General features: G+C 47.7%; 12 protein-coding genes, 1 CRISPR repeat array and 1 other annotated feature. Of the genes, 9 read left to right on the top strand and 3 right to left on the bottom strand.

Annotation, left to right across the window (positions count from 1 at the left end; translation table 11 throughout):
* Positions 1 to 37 precede the first annotated feature (37 nt).
* Positions 38 to 1,124: direct repeats of the CRISPR family, unit length 32 nt; unit sequence GTCGCACTCTTCATGAGTGCGTGGATTGAAAT.
* Between the two features lie 908 nt (positions 1,125 to 2,032).
* Genes E4665_RS11805 through E4665_RS11820 form a run of 4 tightly spaced genes read left to right on the top strand, consistent with a single transcriptional unit; the run spans position 2,033 to position 6,470 of the window.
* On the top strand, positions 2,033 to 3,616 hold the full coding sequence (locus tag E4665_RS11805; RefSeq protein WP_135348993.1) for a VWA domain-containing protein: 1,584 nt from the start codon (positions 2,033 to 2,035) through the stop codon (positions 3,614 to 3,616).
* Between the two features lie 2 nt (positions 3,617 to 3,618).
* On the top strand, positions 3,619 to 4,236 hold the full coding sequence (locus E4665_RS11810; RefSeq protein ID WP_135348994.1) for a 5-bromo-4-chloroindolyl phosphate hydrolysis family protein: 618 nt from the start codon (positions 3,619 to 3,621) through the stop codon (positions 4,234 to 4,236).
* Positions 4,236 to 5,333 carry a substrate-binding domain-containing protein gene (locus E4665_RS11815; RefSeq protein WP_135348995.1) on the top strand — a complete coding sequence of 366 codons (1,098 nt, stop codon included), beginning with the start codon at positions 4,236 to 4,238 and terminating at the stop codon, positions 5,331 to 5,333. The genes E4665_RS11810 and E4665_RS11815 overlap by 1 nt, the downstream gene beginning before the upstream one ends.
* 18 nt (positions 5,334 to 5,351) lie before the next feature.
* Positions 5,352 to 6,470, top strand: a complete 1,119-nt coding sequence (locus E4665_RS11820; protein WP_135348996.1) for a toxic anion resistance protein — start codon at positions 5,352 to 5,354, stop codon at positions 6,468 to 6,470.
* A 203-nt stretch (positions 6,471 to 6,673) separates the two neighbouring features.
* On the opposite strand, the gene E4665_RS11825 is transcribed toward E4665_RS11820, so the two are convergent.
* On the bottom strand, positions 6,674 to 7,807 hold the full coding sequence (locus tag E4665_RS11825) for a vitamin B12 independent methionine synthase (protein WP_135348997.1): 1,134 nt from the start codon (positions 7,805 to 7,807) through the stop codon (positions 6,674 to 6,676).
* 67 nt (positions 7,808 to 7,874) lie between these two features.
* Positions 7,875 to 8,134, bottom strand: a binding site (T-box leader).
* 650 nt (positions 8,135 to 8,784) lie between these two features.
* On the opposite strand from E4665_RS11825, the gene E4665_RS18160 reads away from it, so the two are divergent.
* Entirely contained in the window at positions 8,785 to 8,943 is a 159-nt protein-coding gene (locus E4665_RS18160) for a hypothetical protein (RefSeq protein ID WP_167815193.1), read from the top strand.
* A 52-nt stretch (positions 8,944 to 8,995) separates the two neighbouring features.
* Positions 8,996 to 10,336, top strand: a complete 1,341-nt coding sequence (locus E4665_RS11830) for a D-serine ammonia-lyase (protein WP_135348998.1) — start codon at positions 8,996 to 8,998, stop codon at positions 10,334 to 10,336.
* Between the two features lies 1 nt (position 10,337).
* Here the strand turns inward: E4665_RS11830 and E4665_RS18165 are convergent, their stop codons facing one another.
* Complete coding sequence (locus E4665_RS18165) at positions 10,338 to 10,487, bottom strand: hypothetical protein (protein WP_167815194.1); 150 nt, start codon at positions 10,485 to 10,487, stop codon at positions 10,338 to 10,340.
* A gap of 197 nt (positions 10,488 to 10,684) precedes the next feature.
* The gene (locus tag E4665_RS11835) at positions 10,685 to 11,065 is read right to left on the bottom strand and encodes an OsmC family protein (RefSeq protein WP_135348999.1); all 381 of its coding nucleotides are present in this window, start codon (positions 11,063 to 11,065) and stop codon (positions 10,685 to 10,687) included.
* A 198-nt stretch (positions 11,066 to 11,263) separates the two neighbouring features.
* Here E4665_RS11835 and E4665_RS11840 point away from each other — a divergent pair, with 198 nt between their 5' ends.
* The 3 genes from E4665_RS11840 to E4665_RS11850 all read left to right on the top strand — a co-directional run bounded on the left by E4665_RS11840 (position 11,264) and on the right by E4665_RS11850 (position 15,527).
* Entirely contained in the window at positions 11,264 to 11,812 is a 549-nt protein-coding gene (locus E4665_RS11840) for a VanZ family protein (RefSeq protein WP_135349000.1), read from the top strand.
* Between the two features lie 204 nt (positions 11,813 to 12,016).
* Entirely contained in the window at positions 12,017 to 13,306 is a 1,290-nt protein-coding gene (locus E4665_RS11845) for a methyl-accepting chemotaxis protein (RefSeq protein WP_135349001.1), read from the top strand.
* 61 nt (positions 13,307 to 13,367) lie between these two features.
* Complete coding sequence (locus E4665_RS11850) at positions 13,368 to 15,527, top strand: methyl-accepting chemotaxis protein (RefSeq protein ID WP_241654834.1); 2,160 nt, start codon at positions 13,368 to 13,370, stop codon at positions 15,525 to 15,527.
* The last annotated feature ends 133 nt before the right edge of the window (positions 15,528 to 15,660 follow it).

Consider the following 15,660-nt stretch of genomic DNA (forward strand, 5'->3'; position numbering starts at 1 on the left):
TTCAACTTAGTTTGCTTTATATTCACCGAAAATCGCCGTCGCACTCTTCATGAGTGCGTGGATTGAAATTGGGTAGATGTTAATGACAAACCATCCATCATAACGTCGCACTCTTCATGAGTGCGTGGATTGAAATAAAATGGGATCTGGAACAAAAAGTTGATGTTGTTGTCGCACTCTTCATGAGTGCGTGGATTGAAATTCAATCCCGATACTGACAATCGAGTACAGCGCATCGTCGCACTCTTCATGAGTGCGTGGATTGAAATTCTTAAAGCAGGGGCGCGGACTGAATATCGGTTTAGTCGCACTCTTCATGAGTGCGTGGATTGAAATGTCCCTGATAGAGTCACAGGAAGGGTACTGTTTGTCGCACTCTTCATGAGTGCGTGGATTGAAATCCTCTGCATAGCCTCTAACGAGGTGAGCACAGTGGTCGCACTCTTCATGAGTGCGTGGATTGAAATATAATCGGCGTCTTCAAAATCCGGAATACGGAGTGTCGCACTCTTCATGAGTGCGTGGATTGAAATCAGTCCAGGTTGTCCGGATCGATGTGACCGAATTGTCGCACTCTTCATGAGTGCGTGGATTGAAATAGCCGGAATGGAGTTATCCGAAGTGGAAAATTCCTGTCGCACTCTTCATGAGTGCGTGGATTGAAATCGTGCCGACCACTTGTCTGTGGCAAAGGCAGCAGTCGCACTCTTCATGAGTGCGTGGATTGAAATCCATTCCACAGGTTAAATCAGCAATCAAATCAAAGTCGCACTCTTCATGAGTGCGTGGATTGAAATACGCAAGCTATTTATAATGTCTTTACAGCGAACAGTCGCACTCTTCATGAGTGCGTGGATTGAAATAAATTGCTCACGGGCCCGAATGGGCTTTATGTGGTCGCACTCTTCATGAGTGCGTGGATTGAAATCATGCTGGGCTGATATATTCACTTAAATCTGCAGTCGCACTCTTCATGAGTGCGTGGATTGAAATTATCTCCTTCTCTGTAGTTTCGTACTGCGAATTGTCGCACTCTTCATGAGTGCGTGGATTGAAATACATCTCCGCTTTTAACAACGTCCATAATGTTTTGTCGCACTCTTCATGAGTGCGTGGATTGAAATACTATGCGGAGAAACTCACGTTTATCAGACGAACGTCGCACTCTGAGTGCGATGCAGCATTGCATTATTGAATAAAATCTTGATAAATAAGGGATCTGTCATTTTGAAAAAACTCCGTGGGAAAAAACGTTATTTTCAAAATTTATGGGAAAATGTTGAATGGGTATGTGAAGGTCTGGACTTTGGAAAGGAAGGATGGTTTGATTTCTGGCATACGCATCTTGATTTTTGCGGGTTTGGGAATAATAGACCGAAGATCAGAATATCAAAGCACATCTCGCTTTATATGAGAGATTACTAGAAAAGCTCCAGACATTTGAAAAACCTTACCAATCATGGATTGAACTGGTTGATGAAGATGCTGGTTTAGATGCAGTATATATCCATACGCCTAACCCTAATGAAGATAATTTCCCGCTTAAATTAGAAAATGTGATTTGGGATTGCGCTATCCCACAATATTTGAAGGATTTAGTCGACCTAAAGGAATTTAATGTAGGACGCCTCCAATGGGGAGCAAATCACAGCTATCTAATCCAGTCCAAAAAGAATGGGATTAAATTATAGGGTTTAGTGAACTAGTGGGCTTTTGTTTTACAATAATGGGAACCCACAAAAAACTGTGGTTTATCTTTAAATTTTATTAATAAAATCATCATTAAAACTTAACATCTCCAACTTTTAAACCTCAACGAAGTACGGAGAATCCTCGAATAAACCGCCCTCGAAAAACAGCTTAAATCCCTATTTGAATCAACTGAAATCTATGGCTTTATGATAAAATTAACCTATTGAATTACATATCTTTGATTTGTACGAAGGGTGAACATGGGGTGGCACTCCAACCCACACTTGTGCAGTAAATAGAAGCAAAAATCTGAAAGTTAGGATTAAGGAGAACAGGAACCATGAAGAAAATAAGCATTTTGCTGATGGCTCTTATTTTATTGATTAGTTTGCTTTCTGGATGCTCGGCGCTCAGTCAGAAAGATAACCGGGCAAATACTTTTACCATTCTCTCTGCTTCAGAAAATAAAGAAATCGAGCCGATCATTCAGCAGTTTGCTAAAGCCAATCACATCAACATCCAGATGGATTACAAGGGGTCCGTGGACATTATGCAGGCTCTGAAAAAACCTTCGGGGTATGATGCAGTGTGGCCCGCAAACAGTATGTGGATCACGATGGGCGACACGAAGCATGTGGTTAAGTTGCAAAAGTCCATTATGACTAGCCCGGTTGTGTTCGGCATTCGCAAGAGTGTGGCTCAGAAGCTTGGATTTGTGGGTAAAAACGTGTCAATCAAGGACATTTTAAAAGCGATCCAAACGAAGAAATTGACATTTGCCATGACATCGGCCACTCAATCCAACTCCGGTGCGAGCGCTTATATCGGTTTTCTTTCCGCACTGCTTGGCGATCCGCAGACCATTACATCGGCACAGTTGCAAAACCCTGGACTACGGGATCAAATGAGGACGCTGCTGTCAGGCGTCGACCGTTCCTCCGGGAGTTCCGAATGGCTGAAAAATTTGTACTTAAAAGGCCATTATGACGCGATGGTCAACTATGAGAGTGTCATCATTAGTACGAATCAGGAACTCACAAAACAGGGACGTGAACCGCTCTATGTTGTCTATCCGCAAGATGGTCTGTCGATTGCGGATTCACCGCTCGGTTACGTAGACAATGGCAACGCATCCAAAGAAGGACAGTTTAAAAAGCTGCAAAACTATCTGCTGTCCGACAAAATCCAGCGTGAGCTGCTTAAATATGGTCGGCGGACGGGGATCGGCGGCACGGTAACGAATGCCAGCAGCAAGGTTTTCAATCCGAACTGGGGCATTGACACGCAGCGTGTTCTGTCTCCGATTCACATGCCATCAGCGGACGTCATCAGGAGTGCGCTGGATCTGTATCAGACAGGGCTCCGCAAGCCGTCCTTTACCGTCTACTGCCTTGACTTTTCAGGGAGCATGGCGGGCGGTGGCCAGGATCAGGTGGTCAAGGCGATGGATTTGCTGCTGAATCAAAATAAAGCAAAAAGCAGTTATCTCCAAGCTTCGCCTCAGGATATAACGGTGGTGATTCCCTTCAGTGATCATGTCAAAGCGGAGTGGTCGGTTGATGGAAATTCTGAGCAGCAATTGATGACTTTAGACAATCAGATCAAAAATCTTGATGCCGACGGAGGCACGGACATTTATTCGCCCGTGATGGACGGGATCAAAAAGCTGTCATCGGTTGATTTGTCGAAATACTCACCGGCAGTCATTTTGATGACGGACGGCCAGTCAAACACCGGGCGCACGTTTAACGATCTCAAAAGAACATGGCAGCAGGCAGGCAAGGACATCCCTGTATTTTCGATTACCTTTGGCGACGCATCCGACGCACAGCTCAATAAAATTTCTGATCTTACCAATGCCGCTGTGTTTGACGGCAGAACTGATCTGGTTGCGGCCTTTAAAAAAGCGAAGGGGTACAACTAATCATGCGCAAGGGCAAAGCATTACTGATTGAAGTCTCGGAAGCGTTAGCCGCGGGCGCGGTGTTCCTAATTTTGATTTTTCTGCTTCATCTGCCATTTTTATTCGCGGCGGTGATCGGCGTTCTGCTCTATATCGCGGTGTCACTGATTGCCCGACCCAGCCGCTTCAGAATTGGTAAAATCGAGGTGGATGATGCCGATACCTTCCAGGAGCTGAAAGAGACGATCGGCGAAGGATACAGCCGAATGGAAGCGATCGAAAAGCTCTCGGTGAAAATCTCGAATAGCAGCGTGCGAGAGAAAGTCACGCGTATATCGGCAATTACGAAGAAAGTCTTTGCCTATCTTGAGAAAAATCCGAATAAGATTCGTTCCGCCAAACGCTTTTTTTCTTATTATCTGGAAACCACCTATACGATTCTAAGCAAATACGTTGAGCTGTCCGAGCAGGATCTGGATACGCCTGAAATTGTGGGAACGTTGCGAAAAGTAGAAGAGATTCTCGATTCCATCGCCGAGACTTTTGAAAAGCAGCTGTCCGCATTAATGGAAAATGAAGTTATAGATCTCGATGCGGAAATATCTCTGCTGAAAAACACGATGAAAATGGGGGGATTCTGATGAGAAACAAAATCATCGGCATCGCCATACTTTTGCTGATTATCGGAGGTACTTTCGCCTTTTTGGTACTAAACGGCAAAAATAATGCAAAAGGGCCTGCGCCATCCAAGACGGTGACGGTTCTGAAAGGGTACATCGGCAGCGAAAAAGAAGGGCTGCTGTCTGATCCGGCGATTCAAAATCTTTTGAAAAACGATTTTGGCGTCCAGCTGGACTATGCCAAAGCGGGTTCGATCGCTATGGTCGAAGGGAGCACGAAGGGTCAGGATTTCCTGTTCCCGTCCAGCCAGACCGCACTGGAAATATTCAAACAAAAACAGCCGGACGCGATCGCGGCCAACCGGGTTGAGTTTAACTCTCCGCTCGTGCTGTACTCATGGGATACTGTGACCAACGCGCTGATCAAGCAGGGGATTGTACAGGAACGTAATGGAACGGATTATGTCGTGGATATGCCTAAGCTGATCAGTATGGTCAATTCAGGTAAGAAGTGGGCGGATATCGGATTGCCTTCGCTTTACGGGAATGTCAATATCCAGTCGACAGACCCGACTCAGTCTAATTCAGGGAATCAGTTCGCCGGACTGCTGGCGGATATTTTAAATAATGGGCAGGTGGTTGATGACAGCACGGTGCAAAAGGTACTGCCGCAGATCAAGACCTATTTCGGGAAGCAAGGCTATCAGCAGACGGGAAGCGGCGACATTTTTGAACAGTATCTGACGACAGGTGTCGGGGCGTATCCGCTGATTGTTGGCTATGAGAACCAGCTGATTGAGTTTGCGGCGCAAAATCCGCAGAAATGGCAGCAGGTGAAATCGAAAATGCGGATTCTTTACCCGGTGCCGACGGTCTGGAGTTCTCATACGTTCATTGCGCTGAACGATAAGGCAAAAGTTGGGCTGAATGCGCTGGCGAGCACAAAGATCCAGAATCTGGCATGGACGAAGCACGGATTCCGTTCTGGCGATGCCAACGTGGTCAACGACACGTCAAAGTTGCCGGTGTCGGGCATTCCATCGTCCATCGATCAAGTGATCGGCGTACCGAAGCCGTCGGTCATGGATACCATCATCAATGCGCTTAAAGCGCACTAACCATAGGGGGATCAGGCAATGGAAAATTTGGAGAATACTTCACTTTCAGAACTTCAGAAACGCAACGATCCGGTGGCCCCAAAAAGCGGCCCTGACTTCAGTAAACTGTCACCTGAAGAACAGGCAAAAGTACAGGCGATGGCTAAAGAAATTGATCTGACTGATTCGCAGCAGCTTTCCCAATTTGGTGTCGGTGCACAAAGCGCGTTGGCATCTTTTGCCGATAACATTCTTTCAACGGTCCGCTCAAAAGATACCGGGGGAGTAGGAAATATGATGTCCGAACTGATGGTAAAGGTCAAAGACCTGGATATCAGCTCTCTAAACGACGGAAACAATGGTTTCGTCAGCCGTCTTTTTGGCGGCCTGAAGCGCTCAGTCAATAAATTTATCGCCCGCTATGAAAAAATGGATGTACAGATCGACAAAATCGTTGACGGGCTGGACAGAAGCCGAATGGATATGCTGAAGGACATCGGCATGTTCGACACACTGTATAAGAAAAATTTGGAAGCGATCCGTTATCTGGACCTTACCATTCTTGCCGGAGAACAAAAGCTGGAAGAAGTCAACACCGTGTTGATCCCTCAGGCCAAAGCTGCTGCGGAAACGTCAGGTGACCCACTTGAATCTCAGAAAGTTAATGATCTTGCCCAACTGGCCAATCGATTTGATAAAAAAATTTATGATCTGAAACTTAGCCGCGTGAGCGCCATCCAGACCGGTCCTCAGATCCGCCTGATCCAAAGCGGCGATCAGGTTCTGGTGGACAAAATTCAGACATCAATCCTCAATACGATTCCGCTATGGAAAAATCAGATTGTGATTGCGATCGGATTGTTCCGGCAGAATAGAGCGCTGGAAATGCAGCGAGAAGTTACGGATACGACGAATGACTTGCTGAAAAAGAACTCGGAAATGCTCAAACAAAACACCACCGGCATTGCACGCGAGTCGGAGCGGGGCATTATCGAGATCGAGACGTTGAAAAAGGTCAATTCCGATCTGATTTCCACTTTGGAAGAAACGTTGAAAATCCAGGCGGACGGCAAAGCCAAGCGCCAACAGGCTGAGGTCGAACTAGGAAATATGGAGCAGGATCTGAAACAAAAATTAATCCAGATCAGCGGCCGCTGATGATAAAAGAAAAAACGGACCCCCATTGTGCTCCGGGCACGGGGGTCCGTTTTTTCTTTTCGAAAGGCTATGTGATTACTGAATGCCGTTTTTTACTTTATTGATTCGTGCGGAACGCGAGTGCCTGAAGCGAAAGAGAGCAGCAGACCGTTTTAACAATGCCTTACAAGAAAATTTTTATTAATCGGCGATTGGGTTCTCGGTCAGTCCTCGGCATCCGTCCAGACTTTTTTTGCTGTATCGACGACAAGTTTGAGCTTCGCCCATTGTTGATCCTCGGTCAGTTTGTTGCCCTCTTCGGTGGAGGCAAAGCCACATTGGGTTGACAGGCACAGGTTTTCAAGCGGCACGTATTCTGTCGCTTCTTTAATCCGCTTTTGAAGCAGATCTTCGGCTTCAAGTTCCGGAAATTTTGAGGTGATGAGGCCGAGCACGACTTTTTTTGACGAACCGTCCTTATAGATTTCGCCGAGTGGTGAAAAATCACCGGAGCGCTCATTGTCGTATTCCAGAAAATAGCCGTCAATGTTGAGCTTCGACAGATAACTTGCAACAGGGCCGTATCCTCCAGAAAAGAGGAAGGTGGATTTGAAGTTGCCGCGACAGATGTGCATCGTCACAGTCAGGTCCTCCGGTTTATTTTCCAGAGCACCGTTAATGGCGGTGACGCTGTCCGCAGCGATTTGCTCATACTTAGCTTTTTCATCCGCGTTTTTTGCGTTGATGATCTGATCGATCAGGAACGCCCAGGTTGTGTCATCGAGCTGCAGATAGCGACAGCCTAAGTCATAGAAATGTTGGATGGTTTCGCGATAAGCCTTGGACAAATCGGTGAGAAAAGCTTCTCGCGTCTCGTAAAATTTAGGCGCATTATCGCTGCGGTTGTCTCGGAAATAAAGGGATGGGCTTGGAATCGTCTGTTTGGCTAATACGCCTTCGGGAACGATGCTATTCAGAAACTTAAAGGCTGCGAAAAAAGGATGATCCGGATTATAGGACACCTTGTCCACAAAACGGACATTGGTATCGCGCGTTTTTGCTCCATGGAATTTATAGCTCGCGTTCTGTGAATAAGTTTCAACACCATTCAATCCCGCTAGAAAATCCAGGTGCCACCAGCTGCGCCGAAATTCGCCGTCCGTTACGGCTTTCAGCCCGGTTTCAACCTGTTTGGCGACAATCTTCCTGATTTCTTCGTCTTCCACCCGAGAGAGCGCGGCACGGTCAATTTCCCCTTCCGCGAACTTTTCGCGCGCTTCCTTCAAGGCGGTCGGCCTTAACAAACTTCCCACCTGATCAAATCTGAACGGTGCATGTTTTGCAGCAACTAATGTCATGTCTTTCCCTCCACTTTTTGAATGAATCAAACAAAAAAGCGTCCGTTCCCCGCCTTCATTTCTGAAAGCAAAGGACGAACGCTTGTATCCGTGTTACCACCTTGGTTTGAGAACCCCTCGCGGAATTCCCCTCAATAAGTATTTTCCGAGTGAAAAACAGGAAATACTTTTGTGCGTTAATGGGCACACCCATCATCATCTTATCCCTGAGGACTCAATGACGCTGCTTAAAGGCCATCTTCGGAATACCGCTTCATTATCGCTTTTCACCTGCCGCGACTCTCTTTAAATGTTGCTGTTTCCTACTCTTCTTCTCATCGCTTTTTCATTTATCAGTCGAGTTAAAAAATATATTACACCAATGGGCGTAAAAATCAAGGGCACTTCTTCAAATGAGGGATCAGCTGCTGCTTAATGCCTGCGTCTGCTGAAAAGAAAAGTCAAAATCGCAAACAGAAGAATCGGATGGCCCTTGTGGCTCCTTGAACGGCGGGTCATTAGCCAGAGAAGGAACAAAACCAAAAGAATCAGAAAGAAAACTTTCATCAGGAACCTCTCCCTAAATGGACAGTATGTTTTTCAGCTGACAATTATTGGCATCTGATTTGATTCAGTACAATTTGAAAGATTAGGAGCGACTTATACCGGATTAAGAGCAACTTTTTACAAATTAGGAGCGACCTTAATACGATTAGGAGCAACTTGAAGATCCGGAGCCCTCTACTGTTTAGTAAAAGGCGCTTGTTTCTATTATAGCTTTATTTTAGAGCGGAACGGATTTAAGCGGATCCCAATTTTGGAGTTGAATCAATCCGTTGGCTGCCAGCACATGATTCTGATATAATCGGTCATTGACTGACCAACGTTTCATCAAGGAATCTGTATAGATGCGCAGGTGTCAGGTCATGCTGTGTTTACCGCATGATTTTTTTCTGCCTGAAAAACGTGCAATAATTAAAAAAGGAAGGATTTATGTTATGTTTTTAAAAGAGACGAAAGAGTACGGCCATCAGCTGAACATGAAGGGAAATTTTTTGAATATCTATCGTAGTAACAGAAGACACGAAACAGTACTCCAGTCGTTAAGAATTGCTTACCGTAATTATAAAATCATTCAGAAAGGCGGCGAGGACTGATTGGCGTCTTCCTGATCTGATTTAATCTATGTTTGATGAGGAGATTATTTCGATGAAAAAACGCTTGGGCGGGAAAACGGTTGAAGAATGGGTCGCAACGTTTCCGATTCTGAAGGAGATTGTGGGGATGAGGGAGGTCCTGTGGCTTAATCCGGGCTACGGCCAAGCGGTTCCAAATCTGGTCTCCGGAAGTGACGTCGCCGATGCGGAAGAAAGGCTGCACCGTTTCGCTCCGTACATTGAGGCTGCATTTCCAGAATCACGCCCGTCAGAAGGCATCATCGAATCTCCTTTGCGTGAAACATCAACAATGAAACAGTTTCTGCACCGGGCGTCAGGGGTAGACATTTTCGGGCGTTTAATGATGAAGGCGGACAGTGAATTGCCGATTTCCGGATCGATTAAAGCGCGGGGCGGTCTCTATGAAGTGCTGAAAACCGCCGAAGATCTGGCTGTCCGTCAGGGGCTCCTGAAGCTATCCGATGATTATTCTGAGTTGGCGAATGCATCGTTCAAAAAGTTTTTTTCGCGCTATTCCATTGCAGTTGGTTCGACGGGCAATCTCGGCCTGAGCATCGGCATTGTCGGAGCGAAACTCGGCTTCCGCACGACGGTGCACATGTCGCGTGATGCGCAGCAATGGAAAAAAGATCTGCTCCGTGAGAAAGGGGCGGAGGTTTGCGAATATGACGCGGACTACAGCGTGGCGGTGACTGAAGGGAGAAAGCTGGCCGAACAGGATCCCCGCTGCCATTTTATCGATGACGAGAATTCGAAGGATCTGTTTGTGGGCTATGCAACAGCCGGAAGCAGGCTGAAAGAACAGTTTCAGGAGCAAGGTATTGAGGTCGATGCTGATCATCCGCTGTTTGTTTATCTTCCATGCGGCGTCGGTGGCGGGCCAGGAGGCGTTACGTTTGGGCTGAAGCTGGCGTTCGGTGAAAATGTCCACGCGTTTTTCGTGGAGCCGACCCACTCGCCGAGTTTTTTGCTCGGATTGCTGACAGGACTGAATGATCAGGTTTCAGTGCAGGATTTTGGTCTCGACAACCGGACGGCAGCGGATGGGCTGGCTGTTCCGAAGCCGTCCGCATTTGTCGGGAGAGCGGCCGGCCATCTGATTTCCGGTTGTATCACAGTAGACGATGACCGGCTCTTTCAATTTCTCAGGGGGCTTAAGGATACGGAAAACGTGTGGGTCGAACCGTCAGCGGCCGCCGGACTGATCGGGCCACAGATGATTCTGGGTACGGCGGAAGGCCGCAGCTATTTGGAAGTCTGCCGGTTGACGGAAAAAATGCCAACCGCCACGCACCTTTTCTGGGCGACGGGCGGCGGCATGGTACCGGAAAAAATCCGCGAAGCCTATTATGAAAGGGCTGCGCGGATCTGAATCAGTGTTCTTCTTTGTTGGAAACATACTCATTCGGAACATTCTGATTGCCTGACTGGTTGTTCTTTTGCTGCGCCAGCCGTCCGTTACGATGCTCGCCGGTATTTTCTCGAGATTTGAACTGATGGGTAAATTCCTGCTCTTTGTTCATTGGATCATCCCTTATAGTGTTGTGCAGGATTTATTATGTGCAGGATGGCCTATTCTATTAAAAAACTTGAGCCCCGATTTTTAATCGGGGCTCAAGTGTCCGATTCAAGGCCAGAAGTGTCCGATTCAAGGCCAGAAGTGTCCGATTCAAGGCCAGAAGTGTCCGATTCAAGGCCAGAAGAATCGGGCCGCATTTTTTTAAATCTGAACGATCTCCAGCGTTTCCTCCACTTCGATCGCACCTTTGACCGACTGGGCTATGGTACAGTTCGTGTAAACGTGTGTGAACAATCTGCGGATCAGTTTTTCATCCAGATCAGCGCCCTTCAGTGTGACATGCACGCCGACTTTTTTGATCGGTTCGGGATCTTCTTTCGCACGCACTTGATCCGTTTCGATAATCATATCGCTGTAATTTATTTTCCGGTTGGCGAGCAGACGCTTGAAAACCAGACCGCTGCAGGCGCCGATTGAAGTTTCAAGCAGGTCGCCGGGCCTGAAATCACCGGCTTTATTTATCTTCATTGTTCCATGTTCATGGGTCAGCGTGAATCCCTGATCATCCGCTCTAAGTGTCATTCTTTTCTCCCCCTTTTCTTTAAAGCTAGCAAGCGGTGCCGCAAATGTCAAAATGTCTGCCTCTGCACTTTCTGAAAGGAAGAACGTGCGTAAAAAATCTGCGAAATGCTTACCAATATGCGCTATAATAAAAAAATAATATTAAGAGATTGTAAAGTTGGCTGGAAGAAATTTCGCTTAGAAGGGTGGATGACAGAGATGCTGAAAAACCGAAAAGCATTCTGGTTCTGGTTGGTGCTGATTGTTCTGATGATCGTATTGATTTACAGGGGCTCCGCCATGCCTTATTCACAGCAGGACATCCAGCCGTTCTTAAAAGCCCATTTCCAGTGGACCTCTGAAACATTTCCGCATATTCATTTTGATTACGGCGGGCAGCTTGTGACTTCGGATGATCCGTACGCCTTTTTTGAGTTTGTGGTTCGTAAAGCGAGCCATGTCTTTGAATACGCGCTGCTGACTTTCATGCTGATTAATCTGTTTATGACGACTGTGACTCCCCGGATTCTCTGCTATTTGTGCGGACCAGCCGTCGCCCTTTGCTACTCGATGTTTGATGAATGGCATCAGACCTTTATCCCGGGCCGAACAGGCCACCTGATTGACGCCCTTACTTTCGACCTTTCAGGAATGATTGCCGCGATGATCCTCGTGTTTTTACTGGATGTCTACGTGCGTTTGCTCTATACGGGGAGTGATCATCCGCGACATGCGAGAATAATGAGCGAGGCTGGAGAACAGAGATAATGACGGTTTCTCAGAATGCCTGGTGACGCGCCGCAGCAAGTCTGCGGCTTTTTTACGATCATCAGCCTTTTTCAGAATACTGCATTTTGTTATTTCATTATTAATAAAAAGACCGGACCGGCCGATAAAGAGGAATGAACAGGTCTGCGCAGGCAGACTCGAATGGACGGATTTTCCGAGCAGATTTTGAAGGGTGGATTCAGAATGGCATCTATAGAAAAAAGGGCAGGAGCTGCCGGTAAAAAGACCCGGTTTTTTTCACTTCAGAGCGTGCTTCTTGCCGCCTATCTGGTTGTGATTATCGCACTGGCTTTTTTATTTTATGAGTGCGGGAGTAAAGGCCTGGTTCTTCCGGCGGTTACCCTGCTCCTTGTGACATTGGTCGGAACGAGTATTGGTTTGATTCTGGTTTTTAATTCCTATAACAAAAGAATACACATCATCAAGCTTGCCGTGGAAAAAGCGGAAAAGGGTGACCTGAGCGTCCGCTGCGAGGTACGGGGCCATGACGAGTTGGCTGTTCTGGCCGAGGGGACGGATACGATGATCCGCATGAACCGGGAGATGCTGGAACATATCAAAGGCGTCTCGGAAAAAGTCGGCGATGCCGCACAGACGTTGGTTTCCAGTGTGGAAGAGCATACAGCGTCCTCGAATGAGATTGGTTCGACCATGTCGGAAATCGCTGCCGGCGCCTCCGACCAGGCCGGACTGATGGGTAAAAACAGAGACGCGGCCGATGTTTTTGATCAGCATATGAGCGATATTGCGGCACACACGGATCTGATGAAAGAAGGGGCTGAAGCGCTGTCGAAGGCGTCGGAAGGCAATCAGCACTCGGTGGTCCAGCTCCGAAACCACTCGGAGCGGACGATCAGCGCGACCGCCGATATTATTGATGCCATTTCATCGCTTGACGGCCGGTCAAAGAATATCGGGCAGATTATCGAGACCATTTCAGACATTGCCGGTCAAACGAATCTGCTCGCACTGAACGCGGCTATTGAGGCAGCGCGGGCCGGTGAACAGGGAAAGGGCTTTGCGGTTGTCGCTGATGAAATCCGTAAGTTGTCTGACCAGACGGACCGGGCGCTGAACGAAGTTTCCGGGCTGATCACCGGCATTCAGAAAGATACGGCGAGCACGGTGGCGTTTGCCGGAAATACGAGTAAAGTGCTGGAAGAACAATTCATTGTTGTGGCTGATTTTGAAAAAAATGCTGGTCTTATTGCTCAGGCGGTTGCTGAAAACGGCCGAAGGATCGAGGACATTACCGCATCGATCCGGGAAATGGTTGATCAGAACAGGCAGATTAAAGCGAATGTGAACGGTATGATGGAAATCAGTGAACAGACGGCGGCCGGGACTGAAGAAGTCACGGCTTCAATTGAAGAACAGACTGCCGGGATGGAGCAGCTGTCGCATCTTGCAAACGAGCTTGAAGGCGACGCTTCCGACCTGCGAAGGCAGCTTGAGGGTTATAAACTGGTCTGAGATTGCGGACTTCAGATTTTTTCTTAAATACATAATCTATAAAAGGTGAGGGTATTTGTCTATGAAGCAGGAAAAGCAGCAAAAGAACAAACAGGCCGGTGAAGAGGCGCCTGTAAAGGACGTCTCAAAAAAAAGCAAGGGATTCAAATGGGGAAAAACGTGGACATCCGTCACCCGTCCTTTGACGCGGCTCGCTGAGGCTCTGCGAAAATCTCCTTTGGGAAAATTTTTGCCGGGCCGGCTTCTGATGAACGTCAGCATCAGAAAACAGCTGCTGATTCCTTTTATAACATCCATTGTGGTTATCGGGCTCATCGGCGGGCTGTTCAGCTACTTTTACGGCGCAAAAATGACGCAGAATCAGCTGGTGCAGTCGACAATGGCGCAGATCAAGTTGACCGACCAGAATTTTGAAACCTATTTTCAAGATGCTGAGTCGGTTGTGCGCCAGTTTACGGGCAGCAAAGTATTAAACAATCCGTCAAAAAATCAGGATCAGATCAACCAGGCTTTTCAGAATGTGCTTGATGCAAATAAAAAATATCTGGCACTGACGTATGGGGCGGCGGATAAAACAGCTGTACGCGCACCGCTTTATTTCTTTCCGCAAGGATATGACCCGACGACGAGTTCGTGGTACAAGACGGGTGTGAGCGGCAATGGCCGTCCGGTGTGGACCAACCCTTATATGGATAACGTGATGAAAGAATATGTGGTCAGTGTGGCACAATCAGAGATTTCCGGCGGACAGGTTAAGGGCGTCGTGAAGCTCGATCTCTATATCCAGTCCATCATCAATCAGGTGAACAGCTCGCGATTCGGCAAATCAGGCTATGGCGTCGTTCTGGATCCGTCCGGCACGTATATCGCTGCGCCAAAAAATCAGCTGATCGGTACAAGCGTTGTGAAACAGCCGTTCTACCAGAAGCTGAAGACCATGGGGAACAGCGGAAGCTTTTATGCCGACATGAACGGTCAGAGTAAATTAATTTGCTTTGAACGGAATAAAACGACCGGTTGGATTCTTCTCGGTATTATTGACAAGAGCGAAATCTCTAACCAAGGGAACCTAATTGCGCTGCCTTCTGTCATCACCGTTCTGCTCATCCTACTGATTGCCATTTTTGTCACAAATTATCTGCTGAAAAAAGTGGTTGTCCGTCTGAGAACGATTCAGCACGCAGCGAAGCAGATCGAGCAGGGCGATCTGACGGTGTCGGTACCTCTCGCGGGCAATGATGAACTTTCGGAACTGACAAGAAGCATCAATGAGATGGCCAGGGCGAACCGGGAAGCGTTCAGAAAAATGACGGATGTCACGCAACAGATTGCGGGGGCATCCCAGACACTGGTCGCTAGTGCCGAAGAGAACGTGGCGTCAACGAATGAAATCAGCGCGACTGTAAACGAGATTGCTGCCGGCGCGTCCAACCAGTCGGCTGCTCTGGATGAAGGACAGACGTCGCTTCAGTCCCTTGTCGAGGAAATCAAGAAGATGGACGTCAAGAGCAAGGAAGTATTGGAAGGCGCCAATCAGATGAATGAAACGTCAAGGGGCGGGGAGAAAAAGATGAGTCATCTCTCCACACAGTCCAAAGCTTCCGCCGAAACGACAGGGCAGATTATCTCCGCCGTCACCTCGCTTGAAAAACACGCGAAGAATATTACTCAGATTATCGATGTTCTGGACAGCATCGCGCGGCGCACCAACCTGCTGTCGCTGAACGCCAGCATTGAAGCCGCACATGCCGGAGAACAGGGAAGAGGTTTCGCGGTCGTTGCAAGTGAAATCAGGAAACTGGCCCAGCAGACGGACCACTCCCTCAAGGAAGTCACATCGACGATCAGCGCCATGACTCGGGAAACCGCGCATGCCGTTGAACTCTGCGAGCAGACAAGCAGCACAGTCAAGGCGCAAGGTGAGGCAGTCGAGGAGACTGGTCAGGCATTCAAACAGATCGAAACAACGATTGAAGCGAATGTCGGCGGAATCCGTGTGATTGCCGATGCAATCCGCAAGACTCAGGAACATATCGAGCAAATCAGCCAGGGAACCCAGATGATCGCTTCGACCAGCGAAGAAACGGCGGCGAGCACGGAAGAAGTGAGCGCGTCCGTCGAAGAGCAGACGGCAGCCATGGAAGAGCTGAACAAACTTGCGGGCGATCTGGATCAGCAGGCACAGCTGATGAGGGACGCTATCAAACGTTACAAAATTTAAGCAATAACTTTTTAGAAGAGGGCTCTGCTAATTTTGTCTGTTGTTTTTCGCTCAATCAACAAAGGGGCAAGAGCAACATTGAACTTTAACATAGCCTAGAAGAAAAAAGCCTTGGGCGATCACCCAAGGCTTT

This window comes from Sporolactobacillus shoreae, assembly GCF_004684935.1.
GTDB lineage: Bacteria > Bacillota > Bacilli > Bacillales > Sporolactobacillaceae > Sporolactobacillus > Sporolactobacillus shoreae.